This window comes from Mesorhizobium sp. M0184, from assembly GCF_040322215.1.
In the GTDB taxonomy this organism is placed as follows: domain Bacteria; phylum Pseudomonadota; class Alphaproteobacteria; order Rhizobiales; family Rhizobiaceae; genus Mesorhizobium.
Genome location: NZ_JAMYSZ010000001.1, coordinates 542,150 through 568,188, shown reverse-complemented (window position 1 = coordinate 568,188; position 26,039 = coordinate 542,150). Strand labels below are relative to the sequence as shown.

The following is a 26,039-nucleotide window of genomic DNA, read 5'->3' as shown; positions in this document are numbered from 1 at the left end:
GCTGACAATCTCCCCCCTTGAGGGGGAGATGCCCGGCGCGGCAGAGGGGGGTGCTTGACGCATGCTTGCCTTGTCCGAACATGCCATATCCTCCCGCTATCTCAAGATGCCGCATGCCGGGAAAGGCGTGGCGGTCGGGCTGTTCGGCGGTTCGTTCAACCCGCCGCATGCCGGCCATGCGCTGGTCGCCGAGATCGCACTCAGACGCCTTGCGCTCGATCAGCTGTGGTGGATGGTGACGCCCGGCAATCCGCTCAAGAATGCCGGAGACCTGGCGCCGCTGGCCGAGCGGCTGCAGCTATCCGAAAAGATCGCGAAGAACCCGAAGATCAAGGTCACCGCATTCGAGGCGGCCCACCGCGTCCGCTTCACCGCCGACACGCTGGCGCTGGTCAAGGCGCGTAACCCGGGCGTCGATTTTGTCTGGATCATGGGCGCCGACTCGCTTCGCGACTTCCACCGCTGGCAGCGCTGGCGCCGCATCGTGATGACGTTTCCGATCGCGGTGGTCGACCGGCCAGGTGCGACGCTGTCGTTCCTGTCGTCGGTGGTCGCCAAGACCTTCGACTATGCCCGCGTCGACGAAGGCGACGCACCGCGGCTCGCCCGCATGACGGCGCCGGCCTGGACCTTCATCCACGGCCCGCGTTCGTCGCTGTCGTCGAGCGCGATCCGCAAGGTGGCAAAGGGATAGGAGTCTCCTTTTCCCCCTGTGGGTCCCCTTGTGGGAGAAGGTGGCCGAGCGAAGCTCGGTCGGATGAGGGTTGCTGGAATGATCGCTATCTTGAAGAACTAAGCACTTAAAATCCCTCGGTCTTTTTACGCTGCATTTCTTCCAGCACCCCTCATCCGTCTCGGCGCTACGCGCCGATCCACCTTCTCCCACAAGGGGAGAAGGTAAGTCCGGTGATGTCGCTTTTGCCGCTGCCTTGACCTGCTTGATGGGCGATCCTCGGTCATGACGATTCTCGAGCGCGACCAGGACAAGAACGGTCTAGGGCAGCCGGCGCCGTCGATCGCCATTGCCAGCATCCTTTTGTCGATGGCGCTGATCGCCGTCGGCAATGGGCTGATGTTCGCCTATATCCCAGTCCGGCTCGGCGCCGAGGGCTTCGATCCGACATGGGCGGGGCTGATCGTCACCGGCCTTTCGGCTGGCGGCCTCGCCGGCTGCATCCTGACGGGGCCGCTGGTGCGGCGTGTCGGCCATGCCCGCGTGTTCATGGTGCTGTCGGCGCTGATCGTGCTGTCCAACGCCGCGGTCGGCGCCGGGCCGCACCCATTGCCATGGATCGCTGCACGGGCACTCTACGGCTTTGCCATATGCGGCCTGTTCATTGTCGCGCAGAGCTGGCTGAACGATGTCGTCGCCAACGCCATCCGCGGCCGGGTCATGGCTATCTTCTACGTTGCCTATGTCGCCGGACTGGGCGTCGGCTACTCGACGCTGGCGTTGATCGATATCCGCGCGGCCGACGCGCCGCTGATCGGCATTGCCTTCACCGCGCTGTCGATCCTTCCCGTCGGGCTGACGCGGCTTGCGCAGCCGCCGGCGCCGCAAGCGGCGTCCGTGGCGCTTGGCCGCGCCTGGCGGATCTCCCCGGTCGGCGTTGCCGGTATGCTTGCCGTCGGCGGCCTGTCGATGACGATCTCGGGTTTTGCGCCGATCCATGCCACGGCCAAGGGCTACAGCCAGGCCGACGTCGCCTTGCTGCTTTCGGCAATGCCGGTCGGCACGCTGATCCTGCAGATTCCGCTCGGCTGGATTTCCGACCGCACCGACCGGCGCTTTGTGCTGATCGCGGCGTCGGCGCTTGCCGCCGCGGCGGGCCTGTTTGCCCTCGGTTTCGACGGCGGCGCGCTGGCGGCGCTGCTCGTCATCTATGTGGTCTGGGACGGCGCCTCGGAATCGATCTATTCGCTTGCCAGCGCCCATGCCGGCGACCGCGCCGGCAAGGACGACATGGTGGCGTTGTCGAGCTCGCTTTTGTTTGCCTGGTCGCTGTCCGGCTTCGTCGTACCCGGCATTGTGACCGGACTTTCCGCCGTCTACGGCACGCAGGCCTTCATCTATGTGGCAATCGTCATTGCCACCGCCTACTGCCTGTTCGTTCTCTGGCGCGTCGTCATGGTGCGGCCGGTGCCCGCCACCGAGACCGGCAGTTTCGCGCCAATGACGGCGCAGGCGCCGTTGCCTGTCGATCTCGCCTTCGCGCCCGAAGATCAGCGCGGGCGCGGAGAGCTTTGAGGGCCATCTGCCGGCCGGCTTCAAATGCTCTATTGCTGCGTGGCTGAGGCCTCCGGCTGCGGCACTTGCGGCGCCGGCGCCGGGATTGAAAGGCCTTCGGCATCGAACGCCTGCTTGACGCTCTTGGTGAGGTCGATCTGGGCGGCGAAGAAATCGGCAGCCGCCGTCCAGTAGCGCAAGGTGATGGCGACGGTGCTGTCGCCGACAGTCGCGACAAAGGCGATCGGCGCCGGCTGCCGCCTGACGCGCCGGTCGGCGGCGGCGACACCGAGCATGGTCTTCTGCGCAAAATCGATGTCGTTCCAGGAGCCGATGCTGAGCGTGATGTCGCCGCGGCGCACACCGTTGCGAGTGAAATTGCGGACCGGCTGGTTCCACAGGGTCGAGTTGGGTGCAAGCACGTAGACGCCTTCGACGGTCCTCAGCGTTGTGGCAAACAGCCCGATCTCCTCGACGGTGCCGGATATGGCGCCGACTTCGACATATTCGCCGATGCGGAACGGCCGCAGCGCCAGGAGCATGATGCCGGCGGCAATGTTCTGCAGCGTGCCTTGCAGCGCCAGGCCGATGGCCAGGCCGGCGGCACCGATAGCGGCAATGATCGAAGCCGTCTGCACGCCGAACTGGCCGAGAACCATGATCACGACCAGTCCCAGGATGGCGTAGCGGACGACCTGCGAGAAGAAATGGCGGAGCGTTTCGTCGAAGCCGCTGATATGGCCGAGGCCGGCATAGATCGAACGCTCGGCGAGGCCGGCGACGATGTAGCCGATGACCAGCAGGATGACGGCGCCGACCGCCGAAAGCGAGTAGGAGACGATCAGCGTGCTGAGTTGCGCCAGGCCGGATTGCACGGTGAGGAGAGCGTTCTGGGGATCGATCGGCATGTCGGGATTCCGGTTCGTGGATGAGCCGATAACCGCTGCGGGACGAGGCGGTTCCGAATTTCTGGCCGAAAAGCCGGATATTCGGCCGCTGCCGGGTGCCTGCTTGCGAGCGGTGTCTTGAAACTGCAACCTAACTCTGCCTATCTAAGCAGTGTCACCTGATTTCAGAGGTGATTTGGTTGTTCTTGCTGCGAAAGGAAATACACTGAGAACAGCACTGCGGAAGAAGGCCGACATCGTGCCTTCGCCGGCCGGGATCAGCGTAAACGACGCCGTGTCCCGCGCCATCAAGACAGTCCTTGCCAGTCTGGAAGACTCCAAGGCCGAAAACATCGTCTCAATCGACATTCAGGGGAAATCGAGCCTCGGCGACTACATGGTCGTCGCATCGGGCCGATCGCACCGTCATGTCTCGGCTGTTGCCGATCATCTCCTCAAGGCGCTGAAGGATGCCGGGCTCGGCACGGCGCGCGTCGAGGGGCTGGCTGGCGCCGACTGGGTCCTGATCGATTCGGGCGACATCATCGTCCATGTCTTCCGTCCCGAGGTCCGCGACTTCTATAATCTCGAAAAGATGTGGCAGGCGCCCGATCTCGAGGAGGAGACCCTCCACTGAGCCGTATTCGTCTTGATGTATGTCGTCGTTCGACATGCATCAGCGGCCCTTCGAGGCAGGGATGAAGATTACGGTTCATGCCGTGGGCCGAATGAAAGCCGGCCCCGAGAAGCAGTTGGCCGACCGCTATTTCGAGCGTTTTGCCAGGAGCGGTCCTGCCGTAGGCCTCGAATTCGCCGGGATCGTCGAGATTGCGGAAGGTCGCGCGCAGACGGCCAATGAGCGCCGGCGCGAGGAAGGCCAGAAGCTGCAGACGCACTTGCAACTGGGCACGGCGCTGATGCTGCTGGATGAGCGCGGCAAGAACCTTTCCTCCGAGGATTTCGCCGGCCGCATAGGTTCGCTGCGCGATGGCGGGCGCAAGGCGCTGGTGATCGCCATTGGCGGCGCCGACGGCCATGACCAGTCACTGCGCGACCTGGCTGATCTGACGGTGTCGCTCGGCGCGCTGACCTGGCCGCATCAGCTGGTCCGCGTGATGCTGGGCGAGCAGCTTTACCGGGCGGCCACGATCCTTTCCGGTCACCCCTACCATCGTTCATGAAGTCGGCTCCGTCGGCGAATTGATGCCAGCCGCCCGGATTTTTGCCCCAATGCTCATCGACAGTTTGGGCTCATGGGGTTTGCGGATGGCGGCCGGGGCTCGAACATGGTTGATGGTTCGTTAACGAAGCCGCGCATAGAGTTAGGCTTCAATGTCTGAAGACTGGAAATCACGAACGGGCTCCTGGCGCGTGCGCTACGGCATCGCCGTGGCGACGATCGCGCTTTCGCTCGGCGTCGCGCGGGCCGAGAACACGCTCGACCTGGCGCCCGACCCGGACCAGAGCCGCGCCGAATACGAAAAAGTATCGAAAGAGATCACGCTGTCGTCCGAGCGGCTGGCCAAGCTCGCCGCCGACATAGCGGCTGTCAAGAAGGACCACGCCTCGATCACCGCGGCGCTGATCCAGTCGGCGATGACCGAGCAGAAGCTCGGCCAGGACATCGAGGACATTGGCGGCAAACTGGAAAGGCTGAAGGCGCAGGAGCAGAAGATCCGCGCCTCACTGGCCGCCAGACGCGACGTTCTGGCCGAAGTGCTCGGCGCGCTGCAGCGCATGGGGCTCAATCCGCCGCCGGCGATCCTGGTCAAGCCGGAGGACGCATTGTCGTCGGTGCGCAGCGCCATCCTGCTCGGTGCCGTGGTGCCGGAACTGCGCCAGCAGACCGACATGTTGCTGGCCGACCTCAAGGAGCAGTCGCGGGTGACGGCCTCGATCGAGGCCGAACGGGCGCGGCTGACGGCAGCTGTCGGCGAGCAGGCGGCGGAAAAAAAGCGGCTCGGCATGCTGCTCGAAGCCAAGCAGAAGCTCGCCGCCGATACGCAAACCGCGCTGGCCGCCGAAAAGCAGCGGTCCGCGACGCTGGCGGCCAAGGCCGGCAGCCTGAAAGAACTGATCGCCTCGCTCGAGGCCGACAGAGCCCGCAAGGCGGCGGATGCGGCCAAGGCAGCCGAGCAAAAGACGGCCGACGCCGACAAGGGCCCGGCATCGGCTGCGGCGCCGACGGAATTGGCCTCGCTGCCGGTGCCGGAGAGCAACAGGCTCACCGCTGCCGCGCCGTTTTCCGCGCTTCAAGGGCAGATCGCGCTGCCGGTCACCGGCAGGATCAAGCGGCGCTTCGGCGCCAACGATGGTAACGGCGCGGTGATGCTCGGTGACATGGTTGCGACACAATCGGGAGCCATCGTCACAGCGCCGGCGGATGGAAATGTGCTTTATGCGGGGCCTTTCCGCTCTTACGGTCAACTCTTGATCCTGAATGCGGGTGACGGCTATCATGTCGTCCTGGCGGGGATGAGCAGAATCAGCGTCGCGTCTGGCCAGTCGGTGCTCGCAGGTGAGCCGGTCGGCGCGATGGGAGAGGCCCGGGTGGCGAGCACCTCGGCATCGAAGAATGGAAATGCCACGCCGGAGCTCTATGTCGAGTTCCGCAAGGATGGAAAACCCGTCGATCCGGCCCCATGGTGGGCGGACCGTTTTTCTGGAAGGACGTGAATGATGCGGAAACTGTCGCTTCTGTTTGCCGGTGCGCTGATGGGTGCATCGGCGATGAGCCTGGTCTATGGCGCGCCCGGCTCGACAGCGAAGGCTGCGGGCTCCGAGACCTATAAGCAACTGGCGATCTTCGGCGATATCTTCGAACGGGTACGGGCGAATTATGTGACGCCGCCCGACGACAAGTCGCTGGTTGAAAATGCCATCAACGGCATGCTGTCGTCGCTCGACCCACACTCCTCCTACATGAATGCCGAAGAAGCGCAGGACATGCGCGTGCAGACCAAGGGCGAATTCGGCGGCCTCGGCATCGAGGTCACCATGGAGAACGACCTGGTCAAGGTGATCACGCCGATCGACGATACGCCGGCCGCCAAGGCAGGCGTGCTCGCCGGCGACTATATCGCCAAGATCGACGGCGAGGAGGTCCGCGGCCTGACGCTCAACGACGCCGTCGAGAAGATGCGCGGGCTGGTCAATACGCCGATCAAGCTCACCATCCTGCGCCAGGGCGCCGACAAGCCGATCGAACTGACCGTCGTGCGCGATATCATCAAGGTCAAGGCGGTCAAGTTCCGGGTCGAAAACGACATCGGCTACATGAAGATCACTTCCTTTACCGAAAAGACCTATGACGACCTCGAGAATGCCATCGACACCATCAAGAAGCAGGTGCCGAACGACAAGCTCAAGGGCTACGTGCTCGACCTGCGCCTCAATCCGGGCGGTTTGCTCGACCAGGCGGTGAGCGTGTCGGATGCCTTCCTCGACCGTGGCGAGATCGTCTCGACGCGCGGCCGCGACCCGAAGGACGTCACCCGCTTCGACGCGCGGGCCGGCGACGACATCGGCGGCAAGCCGCTGATCGTGCTCGTCAATGGCGGCTCGGCCAGTGCCTCGGAAATCGTCGCCGGCGCGCTGCAGGATCTGCGCCGCGCCACGGTGGTCGGCACGCAATCCTTCGGCAAGGGTTCGGTGCAGACCATCATCCCGCTTGGCGAGAACGGGGCGCTGCGGCTGACGACGGCGCTCTATTACACGCCGTCCGGCAAGTCGATCCAGGGCAAGGGCATCACGCCCGACATCAAGGTCGACCAGCCGCTGCCGGCGGAACTGCAGGGCAGGGACCTGACGCGCGGCGAATCGGACCTCAAGGGCCATATCAAGGGCGCCGACGAAAGCACGACCGGTTCGGGTTCGGCAGCCTATGTGCCGCCGGAACCGAAGGACGATTTGCAGCTCATCTATGCCGAGCAGCTGCTGCGCGGCCAGAAGACCGATCCGGCGTTCCCGCCGAATCCGCAAAAGGCCGTGTTGAACCAGTAAGGGCAGGCAAGCCGGGCCAAACAGGTCTGGCTGCCTGAGCGAAGCGATGCGATGCTGCCGGGGCCGCGAGGCTCCGGCAGTTTGATTCGGGGGCCGCGGCCGGCATGCTGCGCGTCCAGTGAAGCAAGGGGACGCGTCGACATTTTGGATTTTGCGCCTCCGGAGAAGGTTTACTTCGGGGATGCACGCCGGGGGGTGCGGGCTTGGCTGATATCGGCAAGGACATAGAACGACCTCTCGGACAGGCGATTCGGCTGCCGCGCTCAGGCAGCGGGATCAGCGCCGGTGCGGTCGCGGCCGCGCTTGTCGTGCTGTCCGTGGTCGGCGTCTCCAGCGCGATCGCCTTGCGAGACAAGCCGTTCCGGAAAGTGCAAGAAGTAGCCGTTTCGACGCCGAAGACGCCGGCGGCGGATACCGCCGCCGCGCCCGCCAAGGCGACGCCCGAAATGGCTGCGCCAAGCAACGCAAGTGGGGCCAACATAAGCGGGCCGAAGACGGGCGGTCCGCAGATCATCCATGTCCAGACCGAGGGGGGCGACGGTCCACCCGAGACGGCCATAGTCATCCGCGACCCTTCGACGATCGGCCAGAACCTCAGGATCGCGCACATTCCCGACAAGGCGCTGGTCGAGGCCAGCGAAACCGGTCCGTTGCCGATCCGCGCCGCCGACGGCAGGCGCCCGTTCGATGTCTATGCGCGGCCGTGGTCCGGGGCTCGCGGTGCACGCGTCGCGCTCGTCATCGGCGGGCTTGCCGTGTCGCAGACCGGCACGCAGGCAGCCATCGCCAAGCTGCCGGCGGAAGTGACGCTGGCCTTCGCGCCGCAAGGCAACAGCATCGGCCGCTGGATGCAGGTGGCGCGGCAGAGCGGCCATGAGGTCATCATGCAGGTACCGCTTGAGCCGTTCGACTATCCGAACGTCAATCCCGGCCGTAACACGCTGACCGTGGCTGCAACGCCGGACGAGAATTTGAAGAATTTACGCTGGGCGCTGTCGCGAACGACCAACTACACCGGCGTCATGAACTATATGGGCGCCCGCTTTTCGGCCGACGCGACGGCGATGGGGCCGTTGATGGCCGAGCTTGGCAAGCGTGGTCTGGCCTATGTCGACGACGGTTCGTCGGCGCGCAGCCTGGCACCCGAACTGGCGCTGAAGGACGGCGTGCCGTTCGTCGGCGGCGATACGGCGATCGATGCGGTGCAGGACCGCGGCGCCATATTGAAGAAACTGGATGGGCTGGAAGCGACGGCACGGGCAAAAGGGTTTGCCGTCGGCATCGGCTCGGCTTTCGACCTGACGGTGGATACCGTGTCGTCCTGGGTGACCGAGGCCAAGAAGCGTGGCATCGAGATCGTGCCGGTTTCGGCGGTGGCCATAGACCCGGAAAAAGGCTGAGATGGCAAAGAACAAGCTCGTTGACCCCGAGACGCTGCCCTACCGGCCCTGCGTAGGGGTGATGGTCCTCAATGAGGCCGGCCTGGTCTGGGTCGGCCGTCGCATTGCCGAGCCGGACAGCGAATTCGCTGGAACGACGCAGCTCTGGCAGATGCCGCAGGGCGGCATCGATGATGGCGAGGAGCCGCTGCCCGCGGCGGCGCGTGAACTTTACGAAGAGACCGGCATGCGCTCGGTGTCGCTGCTGGCCGAGGCGCCGCTCTGGATCAAATACGACCTGCCGGCGCATCTGGTCGGCGTCGCCTTCAAGGGACGATATCGCGGCCAGACGCAGAAATGGTTTGCCTTCCGTTTCCACGGCGACGAAAGCGAGATCGCGATCAATCCGCCGCCGGGTGGCCACAAGGCCGAGTTCGACCGGTGGGCGTGGCGGCCGATGCTGGAATTGCCGGGCCTGATCGTGCCTTTCAAGCGCAAGGTCTACGAAGACGTGGTGGCGGCGTTCCGGCACCTGGTGGCGTAGCCGCCGGCCTTCCGTTAAAACAGGTCGGCATGAACAACATCTCCAGCAAATCTCTTCCGCCGACCGTCACCCTGGGCGAACCGATCAGCGAAGCCGCGGCAGGGGCGATCCTGACCATCGATCTCGGCGCCGTCCGTGAGAACTACCGGCGGCTGAAGGCGCGGCTGGGCGGCGTCGGCTGTGCTGGAGTGGTCAAGGCCGACGGCTATGGGATTGGCGCGGCGCCGGTGGCGGCGGCGCTGATGGGTGAGGGCTGTAATACTTTCTTTGTTGCGCATTTGGCCGGCGGCATCTTGCTGCGCAAGGCGCTCGGCTCAGACCCGGCCATTTATGTGCTGAACGGCATTCCGCCGGGTGCGGAAAGGGAAGCGGTTGCGGCAGGGCTTTGCACCGTACTCAACAGCGCCAGCCAACTCGCGGCATGGCGCGAGATGGCCGGGCGGGTGGGCCGTAAGTTGCCGGCCGCCCTCCAGGTCGACAGCGGCATGTCGCGGCTCGGCATGACGCCATCCGAGGTGAAGGCAGTCGCGCAGGATCCGCAGGCTTTCGACGGTGTCGAACTGACGTTCGTGATGAGCCATCTCGCCTGCGCCGATGAACCCGAGCAGCCGGCAAACGAGCGGCAGCGGCTGGAATTCGAACGGCTGCGCCGGATGCTGCCGGAAGCGCCGGCTTCCCTTGCCAATTCATCAGGCATTTTTCTCGGGCAGCGCTATCACTACGACCTCGTTCGTCCGGGTGCCGCTCTCTATGGCGTCAATCCGACGCCGGCGAAGGACAATCCGATGCTGCCGGTGGTGCGGTTGCAAGCCAAGGTCATCCAGACGCGGATATTGGAGGCCGGCGCCGGTGTCGGCTACGGTCACACTTTCCACACCAAGGCTCCGCTTGCCGCGGCGACGATTTCGCTCGGCTATGGCGATGGCTGGCATCGACGCGCCGCTTCCTCCGCCTGGCTCGAAAATGTGCGGCTGCCCTTCGTTGGCCGGGTTTCGATGGATTCGATCATCCTCGACATTTCCGCATTGCCGCCCGGCAGGCTGAAGGCCGGCGACCTCGTCGAACTCATCGGACCGTCGTCGCAGACGGTGGATCAGGTAGCCGGCCAAGCCGGCACCATCGGCTATGAGGTCTTGACCAGCCTCGGCCACCGTTTCCACCGGCGCTATGTGAATGGCTAGGACGCAAGGTTGTTGTCCTCACGCATGTCTTTTCCTAAGCATCGGCACTTGGCTGACGCCACAGAATCCGGCAGACATGAGGCGGCGATGATCCCGGTCTCGAATCCCGACGAGATGCCGCCGCGGAGAACCAAACGATGAAGATCTTCGTGCTGGGCGGCGGCGTGATCGGGGTCACCACCGCCTATTTTCTTGCCGAGGCCGGTCATCAGGTGACGGTGATCGATCGCCAGAAAGGCCCGGCGCTGGAAACCAGCTTTGCCAATGCCGGCGAGATCTCGCCCGGCTATGCCTCGCCCTGGGCCGGGCCCGGCGTTCCGCTGAAGGCCATCAAATGGCTTTTGATGAAGCACGGTCCACTGGTGGTGCGACCGGCCCTCGATCCGCATATGTGGATATGGCTGGTCAAGATGCTGCGCAATTGCACGGCTGAACGCTACGCGCTGAACAAGGCGCGCATGGTGCCGCTGGCCGAGTACAGCCGCGACACGCTGAAGGCGCTGCGCGAGGCGACGGGCATCGCCTATGACGAGCGCGCCAAGGGCACGCTGCAGCTCTTCCGAACGCAAAAGCAGCTCGACGGCGTCGGCGGCGATGTCGAGGTGCTGAAGGCCTATGGCGTCCCCTACGAGGTCCTCGACCCCGACGGCTGCATTGCGGCCGAGCCTGGGCTGGCCGGCGTGCGCGAAAAATTCATCGGTGGCCTGCGGTTGCCCGGCGACGAAACCGGCGACTGCAAGATGTTCACCGACAGGCTTGCCGAGCTTTGCGCGGCACGCGGCGTCACCTTCGAATACGACACGGAGATACGGCGCGTCGTCAAGAAGCGCGATCGCATCACCAACGTCAGCACCAGCAAGGGCTGGATGGTCGCTGATGCCTATGTGATGGCGATGGGCAGCTATTCGGCACGGTTCATGCGCATGCTGAAGCGGCCCATCCCGGTTTACCCGGTCAAGGGCTATTCGATCACCCTGCCGATCAAGGACGCCGCCGCCGCACCGGTCTCGACCGTGATGGACGAGAGCTACAAAGTAGCGATCACCCGGCTCGGCGACCGTATCCGGGTCGGCGGCACGGCGAAGATTTCCGGCTTCGACCTGCGGCTGCACGAATCGCGGCGGCGCACGCTCGAACATTCGGTCGGCGACCTGTTTCCGGGCAGCGGCGACATGCGATCGGCGACCTTCTGGTGCGGGCTGCGGCCGATGACACCGGACGGGCCGCCGCTGATCGGCCGCACCGATTTCTCCAATCTCTATCTCAACACCGGCCATGGCACACTCGGCTGGACCATGGCCTGCGGCTCGGCCAAAGTTCTGGCCGACATCATCTCCAGCCGGGTGCCCGACATCGACGTCGGCGATCTCGGGCCCGGACGGTACGCCAAGTAAGACGCCCACCAGCTAAGACAGCCAGCGGCCGGCAGGGCTCACGCGAACAAACCCCTGTCCCGTTCGACGGCCTTGGTAATGAAGCTCGCGACGACCTGGACGCGGCGCAGCGGCCTGACCGATTCGTGGTAGACCAGCCAGTAGGCGCGGCGGATGGGCGCAACGATATCGAGAGGCACCAGCTCCGGCATCGAGCGGGCAACGAAGGTGTGCAGGATGCCGATGCCGGCGCCGGAACGCACCGCTTCGGCTTGGCCGAGCGCCGAGGAAATGGCGAAGCTGGTGCGCCAGTCGGGGCTGAATTCGGCCGCGTAGTCGAGCGAGCGACTGACGATCAGGTCCGGCACGTAGCCGATCAGCGTATGCTGGCCTAGCTCGGCGGCGGTTCCGGGCAGGCCATGGGTGTCGGCGTAGGCCCGCGACGCGAACAGGCCGAGCGTGTAGTCGACCAGCTTTCCCGCCACCAGGCGGCCTTCCGTCGGCCGTTCGACGGTGATGGCAATGTCGGCCTCGCGCCGGGACAAAGAGAAGGAGCGTGGCACCGGCACCAGCTGGATGGTGAGCTCACGGTGCAGAGCGGTCAGCGCGCCGAGGCGCCTGGCCAGGAAGGCGACGCCAAAGCCGTCCGGCGCGCCGATGCGCACAGTGCCCGAGACGTCGTCGCCTTCGCCTGAAACGGTCGAGCGCGCGGCGATCATGTCGCCCTCCATGCGTTCGGCAATCTCGAGGAAACGCTCGCCCGCCGGCGTCAGCTCGCTGCCGGTGGTAAGCCGGCGAAACAGTTTTGTCCTGAGCGCATCCTCGAGGGCGGCAATGCGGCGCGAGACGGTCGCGTGATTAAGCTCCAGCCGCCTGGCGGCGCCGAGGATCTGGCCGGCCCGCGCTACGGCAAGGAAGATACGGGCATCATCCCAGTTCATGAGGGTGGTCCTGGCGATAACGATCAAAACCGCGTTCCTTCGCGCCCCCCTCTGTCCTGCCGGACATCTCCCCCTCAAGGGGGGAGATTGGCAGTTTCGCCGCAGGCGTCTTTCTTGCCGCGGTGAAGATTTCCGAAGGCGGGCGTGACAGCCAATCTCCCCCCTTGAGGGGGAGATGTCCGGCAGGACAGAGGGGGGCGGTGAAGGAACTCAATCTCAATCCTTGCTGCTGGGGACCTGCATTCTTCCTATTTGCAAGAATTGATGCTCTGCCGTCAACCGCTATCTATTCTCCGCACAACGGTTGCGTTTTCACTCGCGTTGCCATCGCTCCCGCAAAGGCGGACAATGCCTCATCACGAACCAGGGAGAGAGACCATGATCGAATACGGTCATTTCATCGGCGGCAAGCGCGTCGCCGGAACCAGCGGCCGCAAGCAGGACGTCATGCAGCCGATGGACGGCACGGTGCGCGGCACGGTGGCGCTGGCTTCGCAGGCGGAATTGCGCGCGGCGGTCGAAAACGCCAAGGCCGCACAGCCCGGCTGGGCGGCGACCAATCCGCAGCGACGCGTACGCGTCCTGATGCGGTTCCTCGAGCTGGTCGCCAAGGAGTATGACGCGCTGGCCGAGATATTGGCGCGCGAACACGGCAAGACCATCGCCGACGCCAAGGGCGACATCCAGCGCGGCCTCGAAGTGGTCGAGGTCTGCATCGGTGCGCCGCATATGATGAAGGGCGAGTTCACCGATGGCGCCGGCCCCGGCATCGACGTCTATTCGATGCGCCAGCCGCTCGGCGTGGTCGCCGGCATCACGCCGTTCAATTTTCCGGCGATGATCCCGCTGTGGAAGATCGCGCCGGCCATCGCCTGCGGCAATGCCTACATCCTCAAGCCGTCGGAGCGCGATCCGGGCGTGCCGATGCGCATTGCCGAACTGTTCATCGAGGCCGGTCTGCCGGCGGGCATCCTTAATGTCGTCAACGGCGACAAGGAAGTGGTCGATGCCATCCTCGACGATCCCGACATCAAGGCTATCGGTTTCGTAGGCTCGACACCGATCGCCCAGTACATCTACTCGCGCGGCTGCGCGGCCGGCAAGCGCGTGCAGTGCTTCGGCGGCGCCAAGAACCACATGATCATCATGCCGGATGCCGACATGGACCAGACCGTCGACGCGCTGATCGGCGCCGGCTACGGCTCGGCCGGCGAGCGCTGCATGGCGATCTCGGTCGCCGTCCCGGTCGGCAACGACACCGCCAACCGGCTGATGGAAAGACTGGTGCCGCGCGTCGAGAGCCTGAAGGTCGGTCCGTCGACGGATTCTTCCGCCGATTTCGGCCCGCTGGTGACGGCGCAGGCGCTGGAACGGGTCAAATCCTATGTCGACACCGGCGTCAAGGAAGGCGCCAAGCTGGTCGTCGACGGCCGCGGCTTTTCCATGCAGGGCTACGAGAACGGCTACTATATGGGCGGCTGCCTGTTCGACAATGTGACCGCCGACATGCGCATCTACAAGGAAGAGATCTTCGGGCCGGTGCTCTCGGTCGTTCGCGCACCGACCTACGAGAACGCCATCAAGCTCGCCAACGAGCACGAGATGGGCAATGGCGTCGCCATCTTCACCCGCGACGGCGACGCGGCGCGCGACTTCGCCTCGCGGGTTCAGGTCGGCATGGTCGGCATCAACGTGCCGATCCCGGTGCCGATCGCCTACTACACCTTTGGCGGCTGGAAGGCGTCCTCCTTCGGCGACCTCAACCAGCACGGGCCGGACGCGTTCCGCTTCTACACCAAGACCAAGACGGTGACGTCGCGCTGGCCGTCCGGCGTGAAGGATGGTGCCGAGTTCGTCATCCCGACGATGAATTAGCCGGACGGTTTTCTGTCTGCGCGTCCTCGCCTTCGGCTTGGGGCGCGCGGGCCGGCGTGAAGGAGGGCGCCGAATTCGGCATTCCGACGATGAACTGATCCAAATCGCAGAAAGCAAGAAAAGGCCCGGGCACCAAGCTCGGGCCTTTTTGTCGCGGTCTTCATCGGCATGAACACTAATGTGATGGAACCAAGAAGGCAGCAATCTTCTTAGGTTGCAGTCCTGCCGCGAAGGAGACGCTGGCAGATCAACCAACGGCGCTGGTGACGGCTCCGGGGGATATCGTTCGGCGCAAAGGAGGTGTCAGATGACACGTCTCATGGCGACTGTAGCTTGCGCTGCGATGGCGCTTTCCGCCATCCCGGCAATGGCTGCCGAGCAATGCGCGGCTCGCGCCGATATGGTCAAGGCGCTCGGCGAGAAGTTTCATGAAAACCCAAGCGCGGTCGGCGTCGTCAATCCGAATGTGGTGCTTGAAGTCTTCGTTTCCGACAAGGGCACCTGGACCATCCTCGCCAGCGACACAAAAGGTCAAAGCTGCGTAATTTCAGTCGGCGAAGGCTGGGAAAGCGCGATGACGACAGCGGCGCTGCCAGGCACCTGAACGATTTATCACGGGTCTGCGCGCCTCGGCATGGCCGCGCAGCCTGTGGCCCATTCTTTCAGCGACAACCGTAAAACGGATCTGCAGGCGCCCGCTTGGGCGCCTGCTTGCGCTTTTCCATTGCCGATACCATATATCGAGAACATAATGGGAACATCTGGAATCGTTCCCACCAATGGCAGACCGGAACACAGAAAGGAACGACGCGATGATGATGACGTCGGAACCGGCCTGGATCGCTCCGGCAAAATGAGGCAATCAAACCCCTCCTTTGCCGGAACGTGATGGCAAAGGAGGTGCCCTATGGCACGCAAATCGCTGTTGAGATGGGTGAAAACCCTGGTTCTTGCTGGCGCATTGGCGGTGGGTACGAACACCGCAGGCGCGCAATATCAATACTGCGTTGAACATGGCGAGATCGTCGCCCATTTGAGCGAGAAGTTCCAGGAAAGGCAGTTTGCTTTGGGGCTGATCGGTCATGAGGCGGTCATGGAAGTCTTTGTCGCCGAGACCGGAACCTGGACCATCGTCGTCACCGATATCGCCGGCAGAAGCTGCATCGTCGCGGCCGGCGACAATTGGGAAAACGTGATGGCCCTGCCCGGCCAGGGCGCATGACGAAATGGCAGGCTCAGCGCGTAGCAGCCGCCTCGGCATGGCCGCGCAAAAGCGCCATCAGCCGCTTGGCGTCCTTGGCCGCGGCATCTTCGTCGCCGGCGAGGATCGAACGGATCAGCGCGACATGATGCTCGGCCGATTCGGCCAAGCCGGTATCGGCCTTGTAGCGAAACCAGAAGCGGCGGCTGTGGGTTTGCAAGGGCGCCGCCAGGCGCGCGGCGAACGGGTTGTCGGCAGCCAGCGCCAGCGCCTCATCAAGCGCCTTGTCGGCCTGGATGAAGTAAAACACATTTTCTGAAATCACCGCCTTTTGCATGGCAAGGGCAGCGTCATGGAACAGGTCGGCGGCCTCGCGGGTGACGAAGCGGGCGGCCGAGCGGGCAAGCACCACCTCGACGCCACGGCGGGCGTCGAGGACACGCAGCCAGTCGCCAGGGTGAAGCGGCGCGATGGCGATGCCGGCGCGCGGCCGGACCTCGAGCAGCCCCTCCCAGGCCAGCCGCTGGATTGCTTCGCGAACCGGGGTGCGGCCGAGGCCGAGCCTGTCGATCAGCGCCCCCTCGGTGATGAAGCTCGCGGGCGCCAGTTCGAGCGTTACGATCATATGCTCAAGCCTGCGGTAGGCCTTCGCAGTCGCCGGCTCGGAGCCTGGGTTGTCATATACCAATGCCGCGTCTCCTGATATATTATTGATATATCATATCAGATTCAATGTTGACAGCCGGCGCCTTAAGAAATATACGACTGATATATCAGATGGAGCGATCGACATGTGGGCCGGAGTCTTCCCCGCCGTTACGACCAAATTCACCGAGGACGACGGCCTCGACCATGCCGAGATGGAGCGCTGCTTTGCGCTGCAGATGGAGGCCGGCTGTGACGGCATCATCGTCTGCGGGTCGCTCGGCGAAGGCCCGATGCTGTCGCACGACGAGAAGATCGCGGTGCTGAAGACCGCGCAGAAGATCGCCGGCAAGAAACCGGTGCTGTTGACGGTCAACGAGGCCGGTACACGCGAGGCGGCGGCGATTGCGCGCCGCGCTGCCAAGGCAGGCGCCAACGGTTTGATGGTGGTGCCGAGCCCGATCTACCATACCAATGCCGAGGAGACGGTCGCGGCACTCAGCGCTGTCGCCGCGGCCGGCGACCTGCCGGTGATGATCTACTCCAACCGGCTTGCCTACCGCGTCGACGTCACCGTCGACCAGATGGAGGAGCTGGCGAAGGACCAACGCTTCGTCGCCATAAAAGAGTCCTCCGACGACATCCGCCGCTCGACCGAGATCATCAACCGCCTCGGCGACCGCTACGACCTGTTCACCGGCGTAGACAATCTCGCCTTCGAGGCGCTGTCGGTCGGCGCCATCGGCTGGGTGGCGGGCCTGGTCACCGCGTTCCCGCGCGAGACCGTCGCCATCTACCAACTGATGAGACAGGGCCGCCGCGAGGAGGCGCTGAAGATCTACCGCTGGTTCCGGCCGCTGCTCGACCTCGACGTCTCGACCTATCTGGTGCAGAACATCAAGCTCGCCGAAGTGTTGGCGATCAACACCAACGACCGCGTGCGCATGCCGCGCCAGCCATTGTCGGGCGAGCGGCGCAAGGCAGTCGAAAAGATCGTCAGGGATGCGCTGGCGGTGCGGCCAGAGCTGCCGACATTCTGATCCGGTCGCTTTGAAGGCATTTGCAGATGTGCAGCGCGGCGCATGGCAATGAATGATAATGCTACGCTCGATGTCGCCATCATTGGTGGCGGCATCATCGGCATCTGCGCCGCCGCCTTTCTGGCAGAGGCGGGCCAAAATGTCACGATCTTCGATCGGACGGGGATCTGTGAGGAAACCAGCTCCGGCAATGCCGCTGCCTTTGCCTTCTCCGATGTGCTGCCGCTCGCCCACAAGGGCATGATCAAGCAGTTGCCGAAATGGCTCGCCGACCCGCTCGGCCCGCTCAGCATCCCACCCGCGTATCTGCCGAAGCTGCTGCCCTGGCTGGTCCGCTTCTGGCGCGCCGGCCGAAGCGACCGCTATGAAGCCGGCCTTGCCGCGCAGGCCGCGATGATGAAGCTCGCCGAGGCGGAATGGATGGGCTTGCTCGACCGTTCCGGCACACGGCCGATGCTGCATGAGGACGGCTCGCTCGAACTCTACGACAGCGAGGCCGAGTTCAAGGCCTCGCTGACCGGCTGGGCGGCAAGGCAGCGCTTCGGCATCGGCTTCAGCCATGTCGACGGGAGCGCTCTCACAGCCCTGCAGCCCGGTCTGTCGCCGCGCTTCGTCAAGGGAACGTTCGTGCCGGGGTGGAAAACCATTGCCGATCCCAAGCTGCTTGGAAAGGCCTTGTGGGCCTATGCCGAGAGGTTGGGCGCCGGGTTCGAAAGGGCCCGGATCGAGCGTGTCAAGGCGGGACAGGACGGCGCGATCTTGACCACGGCCGACGGCACGCGGCGACGGGCGAAGCACGTCGTCATCGCTGCCGGGGCCTGGTCGCATCTGCTGGCGAGACATCTCGGCGACGGAATCCCGCTGGAGACCGAGCGTGGCTACAACACGACGTTGCCGAAGACTGCCTTCGACGTAAAGCGGCAATTGATCTTCTCCGGGCATGGCTTCGTCATCACGCCGCTCGAGACGGGCCTGCGCGTCGGCGGCGCGGTCGAACTCGGCGGCCTTGAGAGGCCGCCCAATTATGCGCGCTCGAAAGCGCTGCTCGAAAAGGCGCAGAAATTCCTGCCGGGACTGGATCCGGCCAATGGACGCGAATGGATGGGGTTCCGGCCGTCGCTGCCGGATTCGCTGCCGGTGATCGGGCGGTCGCAACAAACGCCGTCGGTGGTGTATGGTTTCGGCCACGGTCACCTCGGCCTGACCCAGGCTGCGGCGACCGGGCGCTTGATCCGCGAGCTCGTTCTCGGGCAGAATCCATCGCTCGATCTCGGCCCGTTCAGCCCGCAACGGTTTTGAGTTCGAAGACATTCAGTTGGGAGCCGGTATGGCCAAGAATTCCTTCTTCTGCATAGACGGCCACACCTGCGGCAATCCGGTGCGGCTGGTCGCCGGCGGTGGGCCTTTGCTCAAGGGCTCAACGATGATGGAGCGGCGAGCGCATTTCCTGGCCGAATATGACTGGATCCGCACCGGGCTGATGTTCGAGCCGCGCGGCCATGACGTGATGTCCGGCTCGATCCTCTATCCGCCGACGCGTGAAGATTGCGACATCGCCATCCTGTTCATCGAAACCTCGGGCTGCTTGCCGATGTGCGGCCACGGCACCATCGGCACGGTAACTTTTGCCGTCGAGCATGGGCTGATCAAGCCGAAGACACCGGGCGTGCTCAGGCTGGATACGCCGGCGGGCGTGGTCGTAGCGGAGTACAGCCAAGTCGGCGACTATGTCGAGGAGGTGCGCATCACCAATGTGCCTTCCTTCCTCTATGCCGAGGCACTGACCGTCGAATGCCCCGGGCTCGGCGAGATCAGCGTCGATGTCGCCTATGGCGGCAATTTCTACGCCATCGTCGAACCGCAAAAGACCTATCGCGACATGGCCGACCATTCGGCCGGCGAACTGATCGCCTGGAGCCCGGTGGTGCGGCAGCGGCTCAACGAAAAATATACCTTCGTGCATCCGGAGAATCCCGGCATCAATACGCTGTCGCACATATTGTGGACCGGCGCGCCGACCAACCCGCAAGCCGATGCCCGCAACGCCGTCTTCTACGGCGACAAGGCAATCGACCGGTCGCCCTGCGGCACCGGCACCTCGGCGCGTATGGCGCAGCTTCACGCCAAGGGCAAGCTTGGGGTTGGCGACGACTTCGTCCACGAATCGATCATTGGTTCGCTGTTCAAGGGCAGGGTCGAGGAAGAGGTCACCGTCGCCGGCAAGCCGGCAATCATTCCCTCGATCGGCGGCTGGGCACGAATGACCGGATTGAACACGATCTTCATCGACGACCGCGACCCGTTCGCGCACGGCTTCGTCGTCAAATAGAAAAAACACTGACGCAAGGGAAAGAGAGAGAGCGCAAGCGGATTGACGTCAACGGCGCAACGATCCCGCCCATCAACTTATTTTGACGGCGATTTCTTCGAAATGGAGCGCATGCTGCGATTGAATCGTCAAAGACTTTGCGTTAGGCCAATGGTAGGGTCCGCGATGGTCCAGGGGGCGGACGGGAACAAAACGGGCAATCGAACGGCGTGCGGCGAAAACACGCATAATGATCGAAAAATCACGTTGCAATCCGGGCTCGAAACTTTACGACTAGGGGAAATACGAAAAGGAATGCGTCTGCATGGGCGACATTCCAGGGGAGCCACGACAGCATGCAGTATTTTGTCCAGCAGCTTATCAATGGGCTGACGCTGGGATCGATCTATGGGCTGATCGCGATCGGCTATACGATGGTCTACGGCATCATCGGCATGATCAATTTCGCCCATGGCGACATTTTCATGATCGGCGCTTTCACCGCGCTCATCGTTTTCCTTATCCTCGGTGCGTTGTTCTATTCGCTGCCGATCGTCGTTGCGCTGCTGATCATGATGATCGTCGCGATGCTGCTGACCAGCCTGTATAATTGGACGATCGAGAAGGTGGCCTACCGGCCTTTGCGCGGTTCATTCCGGCTGGCGCCGCTGATCACCGCGATTGGCATGTCGATTGCGCTGTCCAATTTCGTCCAGGTGACCCAAGGGCCGCGCAACAAGCCGGTCCCGCCAATGGTGTCCAAGGTCTACAACATCGAAGGCATCAGCGTCTCGCTGAAGCAGATCATCATCGTCCTGGTCACCATAGTCCTGCTGGCGCTGTTCTGGTACCTGGTCAACAAGACCTCGCTCGGCCGGGCGCAGCGCGCCTGCGAGCAGGACCGCAAGATGGCCGCACTGCTTGGCATCGACGTCGACCGCACCATCTCGATCACCTTCATCATGGGCGCCGCCCTTGCCGCCGTCGCCGGCACGTTGTTCCTGATGTATTACGGCGTGGTGGTGTTTTCCGACGGCTTTACGCCCGGTGTGAAGGCATTTACTGCCGCGGTGCTCGGCGGCATCGGCTCACTGCCCGGCGCCGTGCTCGGCGGGCTGATGATCGGCTTCATCGAAAGCATGTGGTCGGCTTATTTCTCGATCGATTACAAGGACGTCGCCGCCTTCTCCATCCTGGCGATCGTGCTGATCTTCCTGCCTTCCGGCATTCTCGGCCGGCCAGAAGTCGAAAAGGTCTGAGATCATGGCGGTTACCGTGTCTCCGGAAAGCACCGTCGTCGCCACCCCGGTCCAGCGCGCTTTTCGCGAAGCGCTCTATGCCGGCGCCATCTCGCTTGGCCTGTTCGTGCTGTTCATCGGCCTGAAGACCGACCAGAACATCTCCAACGAACTGATCCTGGTGCAGCGCTGGGGCTTGCTCGCCGGCGTCGTGATCGCCACCATGGCGGGACGCTTCCTTTACGTCGCCTATGGCCAACCCTTCCTGGCGAACCAGAAGATCGTCGACGTCGCCACCGGCCTGCTGCCGGTCAGCCTGGCTTCGCGATTCTTCCGCTTTCCCGCGTTCATCGTGGCGCTCGCCGTCGCCGTTATTCTGCTCGCGCTCAGCGGCTTTCTGACCGAGGCCTTAGGGCCGGAACTTTCCGATTTCGTGCGGTTCGTGCGGGCGCTTGCAATCATCTATGCGCTGGCCTGGCTGATTTATCATTTCCGGGCCTTCATTCATGCTCATTTCTCGGCATTGGGCATAACTGCACTGGCGCTCTACCCGATCGTGGTGGTGTTGGTGCTGGCGCTATATGCCGGGTCGATGGCCGCCGGTTTCCAGGGCTCGCTGAAATATGTCGACAATTACGGCATCCAGATCCTGATCTACGTGATGCTGGCCTGGGGGCTGAATATCGTTATCGGCTTGGCCGGCCTGCTCGATCTCGGCTATGTCGCCTTCTACGCCGTCGGTGCCTACGCCTATGCGCTGCTCGGCACGCATTTCGGCCTCTCCTTCTGGATCCTGCTGCCCGCCGCCGGCCTGATGGCTGCGTTTTGGGGGGTGATGCTAGGCTTCCCGGTGCTGCGCTTGCGCGGTGACTATCTGGCGATCGTGACGCTCGCCTTCGGCGAAATCATAAGGCTGGTGATCATCAACTGGCGCGAGGTGACCAACGGCTCGGCCGGCATTTCCGGCATCCCGAAGGTGTCTTTCTTCGGCCTGATGTCGTTCAACGTCTCCGACCCGAACTACATCTCGAAGGTGCTCGGCATCGCCCAATCGGGTGCCTACTACAAGATATTCCTCTACTATTTGATCCTCGGGCTCTGCCTGCTGACGGCCTTCGTCACCGTTAGGCTCAGGCGGATGCCGGTCGGCCGTGCCTGGGAAGCGCTGCGCGAGGACGAGATCGCCTGCCGTTCGCTCGGCATCAACACCACCACCACCAAGCTCACCGCCTTTGCCACGGGCGCGATGTTCGGCGGCTTCGCCGGCTCGTTCTTTGCCGCGCGGCAAGGCTTCGTCAGCCCGGAATCCTTCGTCTTCCTGGAATCGGCGATCATCCTCGCCATCGTCGTGCTTGGCGGCATGGGCTCGCTGGTCGGCATTGCCGTCGCCGCCATGGTGATGATCGGCGGCACCGAAGTCCTGCGCGAACTGGATTTCCTCAAGACCGGCCTCAGGTGGGGCAACACTACGGTCATACCCGGTTTCGGGTCCGGCTTCACGCCGGAACTGTATCGCATGCTGCTGTTCGGCATGGCGATGGTCATCGTCATGCTGTGGAAGCCGCGCGGCTTCGTCGGCAGCCGCGAGCCGACAGCTTTCCTCAAGGTGCGCAGGGCGGTGTCTGGGTCCTTCACCAAGGAGGGACACGGCTGATGAACGCGAGCCCCTCCGTGAACAATGCCATCCTGCAGGTCGAGCATCTGTCGATGAAGTTCGGCGGTCTCGTCGCCATCGGCGACCTTTCCTTCCAGGCCAAGCGCGGCGAGATCACCGCGCTGATCGGTCCGAACGGCGCCGGCAAGACCACCGTGTTCAATTGCATCACCGGTTTCTACAAACCGTCGGAAGGCATGATCACGCTCAACCGGCGCGACGGCTCGACGTTCCTGCTCGAACGCTTGCCCAACCACGAGATCCCGGCGCGCGCCAAGGTGGCGCGCACCTTCCAGAACATCCGCCTGTTCTCGGGCATGACGCTGCTGGAGAACCTTCTCGTCGCCCAGCACAACAAGCTGATGAAGGCCTCCGGTTACACCATTCTCGGCCTGTTCGGCTTTAGCGGCTACAGACAGGCCTCGGCGGAATCGGTTGAACTGGCCGAGCACTGGCTGGAGAAGGCCGATCTTGTCGACCGCGCCGACGATCCGGCCGGCGATCTGCCCTATGGCGCGCAGCGGCGGCTTGAAATCGCTCGCGCCATGTGCACCGGGCCTGAGCTTCTGTGCCTCGACGAGCCGGCCGCTGGTCTCAATCCGAAAGAATCGGCGGGGCTCAATGCGCTGCTGATGGACATCAAGGACAACACCGGCACGTCGATCCTTTTGATCGAGCACGACATGGCGGTGGTGATGCAGATTTCCGATCACGTCGTGGTGCTCGAATACGGGCGCAAAATCTCGGACGGCAACCCGCAATCGGTGCGAACCGACCCGCGCGTCATCGCCGCTTATCTTGGCGTCGACGACGAGGAGGTCGAGACGGTGCTCACCGAAGTCGGCGACGAAGATGTCATCGAGCAATTGGATACGGGCCCGGATGCCGCCCACGGCCCAGGCACATCGGCTTCGTATCTCGCCGGACCGGTTGCCGACACGGTCGGCCACAGCGAGGGCGAGCGCGTCACCGTGTCGAAAGGTGCCTCGAAAGCCGGGCAGTTCGATGCGAGGTCGAGTGCCGCAGCAAGCAAGGCGGCAGCGCAGGCCAAAGCCAAACCGACGGCGAAATCTTCTGCCGCGAAATCCTCTGCAGCAAAGCCGGCCACCAAGGCTCCGGTGAAGCCGAAGACGCCGCGCGTCTCCAATCGGCGCGGAGGACGTAAATGATGGCCGGTACAACGCTGCTCGATATCAAGGGCGTTCAGACCTACTACGGCAACATCAGGGCGCTGAACGGTGTCGACGTCACCGTCAGGCAAGGTGAGATCGTAGCGCTGATCGGTGCCAACGGCGCCGGCAAGTCGACGCTGATGATGACCATCTTCGGTGCTCCCCGCGCCCGCGCGGGTACCATCACATTCGCCGGTACCGACATCACCCAACTGCCGACCCACGAGATCGCGCGCATGCGCATCGCCCAGTCGCCGGAAGGGCGCCGCATTTTCCCGCGCATGACGGTGATGGAAAACCTGCAAATGGGCGCCAGCCTCGACAACCTCGAGCATTATGACGAGGACGTCGAGAAGGTGTTCACGCTGTTTCCACGCCTGAAGGAACGCATTGCCCAGCGTGGCGGCACGCTGTCCGGCGGCGAGCAGCAGATGCTGTCGATCGGGCGCGCGCTGATGGCACGGCCGAAGCTGCTCCTGCTCGACGAGCCGTCGCTCGGCCTGGCGCCGCTGATCGTCAAGCAGATCTTCGACGCAATCCGCGAGTTGAACCGCACGCAGGGACTGACCGTGTTCCTGGTCGAGCAGAACGCCTTCGGCGCGCTGAAGCTCGCCACGCGCGGCTATGTCATGGTCAACGGCAATGTGACGATGAGCGGCACCGGCAAGGAGTTGCTCGCCAATCCGGAAGTGCGCGCCGCCTATCTCGAAGGCGGCCATCACTGAGTTTCAGGAGACATCAATCATGCAGGGCATTCTCTATGAGGAACCCTCGATCTGGCAGTTCTTCTTCGTCACCTGCCTGCTCGGCGGCTGGGCGGCGTGGATGACGGGGAAGGCGTGTGCGCAGACGTGGCGCAGCTTCGCCCAGTTGTTCGCCTTCATGCTGGGGCTCGGCATCGGCATAAGGTTCATTCATCACGCGCTGTTCGGCGGAACGATGTTCTCGCTGCATTACTACATCGTCGATACCATTGTGCTGATGATCTTGGGCTTCATCGGCTACCAATACACGCGCACCAACCAGATGGTAACGCAGTATAATTGGCTTTACGAAAGAGCCTCTCTTTTGAGCTGGAAACCAAAAGGTTGACATTTATCATTAACGGCGTTTCAGGGATGAATCGGCGTGACAAGTGCCTGAAAATCGGCAAAGTACTCTTTCTGCGAGCAAGAGTGGGCATCGCATGAAAGCAACATCCACGCCCACTCGGTAAATGGGAGCGTTTCAATGAAAAAGTCACTTTTGTCCGCCGTCGCCCTGACCGCGCTTGTCGCGTTCAGCGGCAACGCGTGGGCTGACATCCTGATCGGCGTTGCCGGTCCGATCACCGGCCCGAACGCAGCGTTCGGCGCCCAGCTTCAGAAGGGTGCCGAACAGGCAGTCGCCGATATCAATGCGGCGGGCGGCGTTCTTGGCCAGCAGCTCAAGCTTGAAGTCGGCGACGACGTCTCCGATCCCAAGCAAGGCATCTCGGTCGCCAACAAGTTCGTCGCCGACGGCGTCAAGTACGTCGATGGCCACTTCAACTCCGGCGTCTCGATCCCGGCGTCGGAAGTCTACGCCGAGAACGGCATCCTTGAGATCACGCCGGCCGCGACCAATCCGAAGTTGACGGAACGTGGCATGTGGAACACCTTCCGCACCTGCGGACGCGACGATCAGCAGGGCAAGGTCGCTGGCGACTATCTCGCCGCGAACTTCAAGGATGCCAAGATCGCTGTCATCCATGACAAGACGCCTTATGGCCAGGGCCTCGCCGACGAAACCAAGAAGGCGCTCGCAGCCAACGGCGTGACTGAGGCCATGTATGAAGGCATCAATGTCGGCGACAAGGATTTCTCGGCCCTCATCGCCAAGATGAAGGACGCGGGCGTCTCGGTCGTATACTATGGCGGCCTGCACACCGAAGCCGGCCTGATCATACGCCAGCTCGCTGACCAGGGCCTCAAGGCAACCTTCATGTCCGGCGACGGCATCGTGTCGAACGAATTGGCCTCCATCGCCGGCGACGCCGTCGAGGGCACGCTGATGACGTTCGCTCCGGATCCGCGCAAGAATCCGAACGCCAAGGAACTCGTCGAGAAGTTCCGTGCGGCCGGCTTCGAGCCCGAGGCCTATACCCTCTATTCCTACGCAGCGATGGAAATCATCGCGGCCGCCATCACCAAGACCGGTTCAGCCGATGACGCTCAGAAGGTAGCCGAGACCATCAAGTCGGCCGGCCCCTGGAAGACCGCGATCGGCGAGATCGGCTACGACGCGAAGGGCGATATCACCCGTCCTGACTACGTCATGTACACCTGGAAGAAGGGTGACGACGGCAAGTACACCTATGTCGAGAACGCACCCGGCAAATAACCGGACGTTGC

24 protein-coding genes and 1 pseudogene are annotated in these 26,039 nt (G+C 63.5%); 22 read left to right on the top strand and 3 right to left on the bottom strand.

Translation table 11 applies throughout. The features are described from left to right. Positions 1 to 106 precede the first annotated feature (106 nt). Both NKJ23_RS02925 and NKJ23_RS02920 read left to right on the top strand, forming a co-directional pair. Positions 107 to 694, top strand: a complete 588-nt coding sequence (locus NKJ23_RS02925) for a nicotinate-nucleotide adenylyltransferase (protein ID WP_031212055.1) — start codon at positions 107 to 109, stop codon at positions 692 to 694. Positions 695 to 958: 264 nt separating this feature from the next. Further along, entirely contained in the window at positions 959 to 2,248 is a 1,290-nt protein-coding gene (locus tag NKJ23_RS02920) for an MFS transporter (RefSeq protein ID WP_352678031.1), read from the top strand. 29 nt (positions 2,249 to 2,277) lie between these two features. Here NKJ23_RS02920 and NKJ23_RS02915 read toward each other — a convergent pair whose 3' ends face one another. After that, positions 2,278 to 3,135: a mechanosensitive ion channel family protein gene (locus NKJ23_RS02915; RefSeq protein ID WP_023678069.1), complete on the bottom strand. Its 858-nt coding sequence runs from the start codon at positions 3,133 to 3,135 to the stop codon at positions 2,278 to 2,280. A 238-nt stretch (positions 3,136 to 3,373) separates the two neighbouring features. Here NKJ23_RS02915 and rsfS point away from each other — a divergent pair, with 238 nt between their 5' ends. The 8 genes from rsfS (at position 3,374) to NKJ23_RS02875 (ending at position 11,614) form a co-directional block, all read left to right on the top strand. After that, complete coding sequence (gene rsfS / locus NKJ23_RS02910) at positions 3,374 to 3,751, top strand: ribosome silencing factor (protein WP_023678068.1); 378 nt, start codon at positions 3,374 to 3,376, stop codon at positions 3,749 to 3,751. 61 nt (positions 3,752 to 3,812) lie between these two features. Next, complete coding sequence (gene rlmH / locus NKJ23_RS02905) at positions 3,813 to 4,295, top strand: 23S rRNA (pseudouridine(1915)-N(3))-methyltransferase RlmH (RefSeq protein WP_352678028.1); 483 nt, start codon at positions 3,813 to 3,815, stop codon at positions 4,293 to 4,295. Positions 4,296 to 4,446: 151 nt separating this feature from the next. Further along, a complete protein-coding gene (locus tag NKJ23_RS02900) occupies positions 4,447 to 5,790 on the top strand; it encodes a murein hydrolase activator EnvC family protein (RefSeq protein WP_352678025.1) in 1,344 nt (447 codons plus the stop codon). Next, positions 5,791 to 7,116, top strand: coding sequence for a S41 family peptidase (locus tag NKJ23_RS02895; protein WP_023678065.1), 1,326 nt, complete (start codon positions 5,791 to 5,793; stop codon positions 7,114 to 7,116). 203 nt (positions 7,117 to 7,319) lie between these two features. Further along, entirely contained in the window at positions 7,320 to 8,516 is a 1,197-nt protein-coding gene (locus tag NKJ23_RS02890) for a divergent polysaccharide deacetylase family protein (RefSeq protein ID WP_352678022.1), read from the top strand. Position 8,517: 1 nt separating this feature from the next. Then, on the top strand, positions 8,518 to 9,039 hold the full coding sequence (locus tag NKJ23_RS02885) for an RNA pyrophosphohydrolase (protein ID WP_352618061.1): 522 nt from the start codon (positions 8,518 to 8,520) through the stop codon (positions 9,037 to 9,039). Positions 9,040 to 9,068: 29 nt separating this feature from the next. After that, on the top strand, positions 9,069 to 10,220 hold the full coding sequence (alr, locus tag NKJ23_RS02880) for an alanine racemase (RefSeq protein WP_352678020.1): 1,152 nt from the start codon (positions 9,069 to 9,071) through the stop codon (positions 10,218 to 10,220). Between the two features lie 137 nt (positions 10,221 to 10,357). Then, entirely contained in the window at positions 10,358 to 11,614 is a 1,257-nt protein-coding gene (locus tag NKJ23_RS02875) for a D-amino acid dehydrogenase (protein ID WP_502902480.1), read from the top strand. A gap of 38 nt (positions 11,615 to 11,652) precedes the next feature. On the opposite strand, the gene NKJ23_RS02870 is transcribed toward NKJ23_RS02875, so the two are convergent. Next, positions 11,653 to 12,534 (bottom strand): LysR family transcriptional regulator, encoded by an 882-nt coding sequence (locus tag NKJ23_RS02870; protein ID WP_023678060.1) that lies wholly within the window; start codon positions 12,532 to 12,534, stop codon positions 11,653 to 11,655. A 378-nt stretch (positions 12,535 to 12,912) separates the two neighbouring features. Here NKJ23_RS02870 and NKJ23_RS02865 point away from each other — a divergent pair, with 378 nt between their 5' ends. The 3 genes from NKJ23_RS02865 (at position 12,913) to NKJ23_RS02855 (ending at position 15,631) form a co-directional block, all read left to right on the top strand. Beyond that, positions 12,913 to 14,409 (top strand): CoA-acylating methylmalonate-semialdehyde dehydrogenase, encoded by a 1,497-nt coding sequence (locus NKJ23_RS02865; RefSeq protein ID WP_023678059.1) that lies wholly within the window; start codon positions 12,913 to 12,915, stop codon positions 14,407 to 14,409. Positions 14,410 to 14,716: 307 nt separating this feature from the next. Beyond that, complete coding sequence (locus NKJ23_RS02860) at positions 14,717 to 15,013, top strand: hypothetical protein (protein WP_352454934.1); 297 nt, start codon at positions 14,717 to 14,719, stop codon at positions 15,011 to 15,013. A gap of 303 nt (positions 15,014 to 15,316) precedes the next feature. Beyond that, positions 15,317 to 15,631, top strand: a complete 315-nt coding sequence (locus NKJ23_RS02855) for a hypothetical protein (protein WP_023678057.1) — start codon at positions 15,317 to 15,319, stop codon at positions 15,629 to 15,631. A 13-nt stretch (positions 15,632 to 15,644) separates the two neighbouring features. On the opposite strand, the gene NKJ23_RS02850 is transcribed toward NKJ23_RS02855, so the two are convergent. Further along, complete coding sequence (locus NKJ23_RS02850; RefSeq protein WP_352678016.1) at positions 15,645 to 16,298, bottom strand: GntR family transcriptional regulator; 654 nt, start codon at positions 16,296 to 16,298, stop codon at positions 15,645 to 15,647. Between the two features lie 103 nt (positions 16,299 to 16,401). Here NKJ23_RS02850 and NKJ23_RS02845 point away from each other — a divergent pair, with 103 nt between their 5' ends. The 9 genes and pseudogenes from NKJ23_RS02845 (at position 16,402) to NKJ23_RS02805 (ending at position 26,028) form a co-directional block, all read left to right on the top strand. Further along, positions 16,402 to 17,295, top strand: a complete 894-nt coding sequence (locus NKJ23_RS02845; RefSeq protein ID WP_352678014.1) for a dihydrodipicolinate synthase family protein — start codon at positions 16,402 to 16,404, stop codon at positions 17,293 to 17,295. Between the two features lie 48 nt (positions 17,296 to 17,343). Then, positions 17,344 to 18,594 (top strand): NAD(P)/FAD-dependent oxidoreductase, encoded by a 1,251-nt coding sequence (locus NKJ23_RS02840; RefSeq protein WP_352678012.1) that lies wholly within the window; start codon positions 17,344 to 17,346, stop codon positions 18,592 to 18,594. Between the two features lie 28 nt (positions 18,595 to 18,622). Next, positions 18,623 to 19,624 (top strand): 4-hydroxyproline epimerase, encoded by a 1,002-nt coding sequence (locus NKJ23_RS02835; RefSeq protein ID WP_023678053.1) that lies wholly within the window; start codon positions 18,623 to 18,625, stop codon positions 19,622 to 19,624. Between the two features lie 335 nt (positions 19,625 to 19,959). Next, positions 19,960 to 20,862: a branched-chain amino acid ABC transporter permease gene (locus NKJ23_RS02830; RefSeq protein ID WP_023678052.1), complete on the top strand. Its 903-nt coding sequence runs from the start codon at positions 19,960 to 19,962 to the stop codon at positions 20,860 to 20,862. 4 nt (positions 20,863 to 20,866) lie between these two features. Next, positions 20,867 to 22,495 (top strand): high-affinity branched-chain amino acid ABC transporter permease LivM, encoded by a 1,629-nt coding sequence (livM, locus tag NKJ23_RS02825; RefSeq protein WP_352574662.1) that lies wholly within the window; start codon positions 20,867 to 20,869, stop codon positions 22,493 to 22,495. Then, positions 22,495 to 23,655: pseudogene (locus tag NKJ23_RS02820) on the top strand (ABC transporter ATP-binding protein); the annotation flags it as partial. The gene livM and the pseudogene NKJ23_RS02820, both read left to right, overlap by 1 nt. 8 nt (positions 23,656 to 23,663) lie before the next feature. Continuing rightward, positions 23,664 to 24,392 (top strand): ABC transporter ATP-binding protein, encoded by a 729-nt coding sequence (locus NKJ23_RS02815; RefSeq protein WP_352455032.1) that lies wholly within the window; start codon positions 23,664 to 23,666, stop codon positions 24,390 to 24,392. Positions 24,393 to 24,411: 19 nt separating this feature from the next. Beyond that, a complete protein-coding gene (locus tag NKJ23_RS02810) occupies positions 24,412 to 24,759 on the top strand; it encodes a DUF6867 family protein (RefSeq protein WP_023678048.1) in 348 nt (115 codons plus the stop codon). 138 nt (positions 24,760 to 24,897) lie between these two features. After that, entirely contained in the window at positions 24,898 to 26,028 is a 1,131-nt protein-coding gene (locus NKJ23_RS02805; RefSeq protein WP_023678047.1) for a branched-chain amino acid ABC transporter substrate-binding protein, read from the top strand. Positions 26,029 to 26,039: the final 11 nt, after the last annotated feature.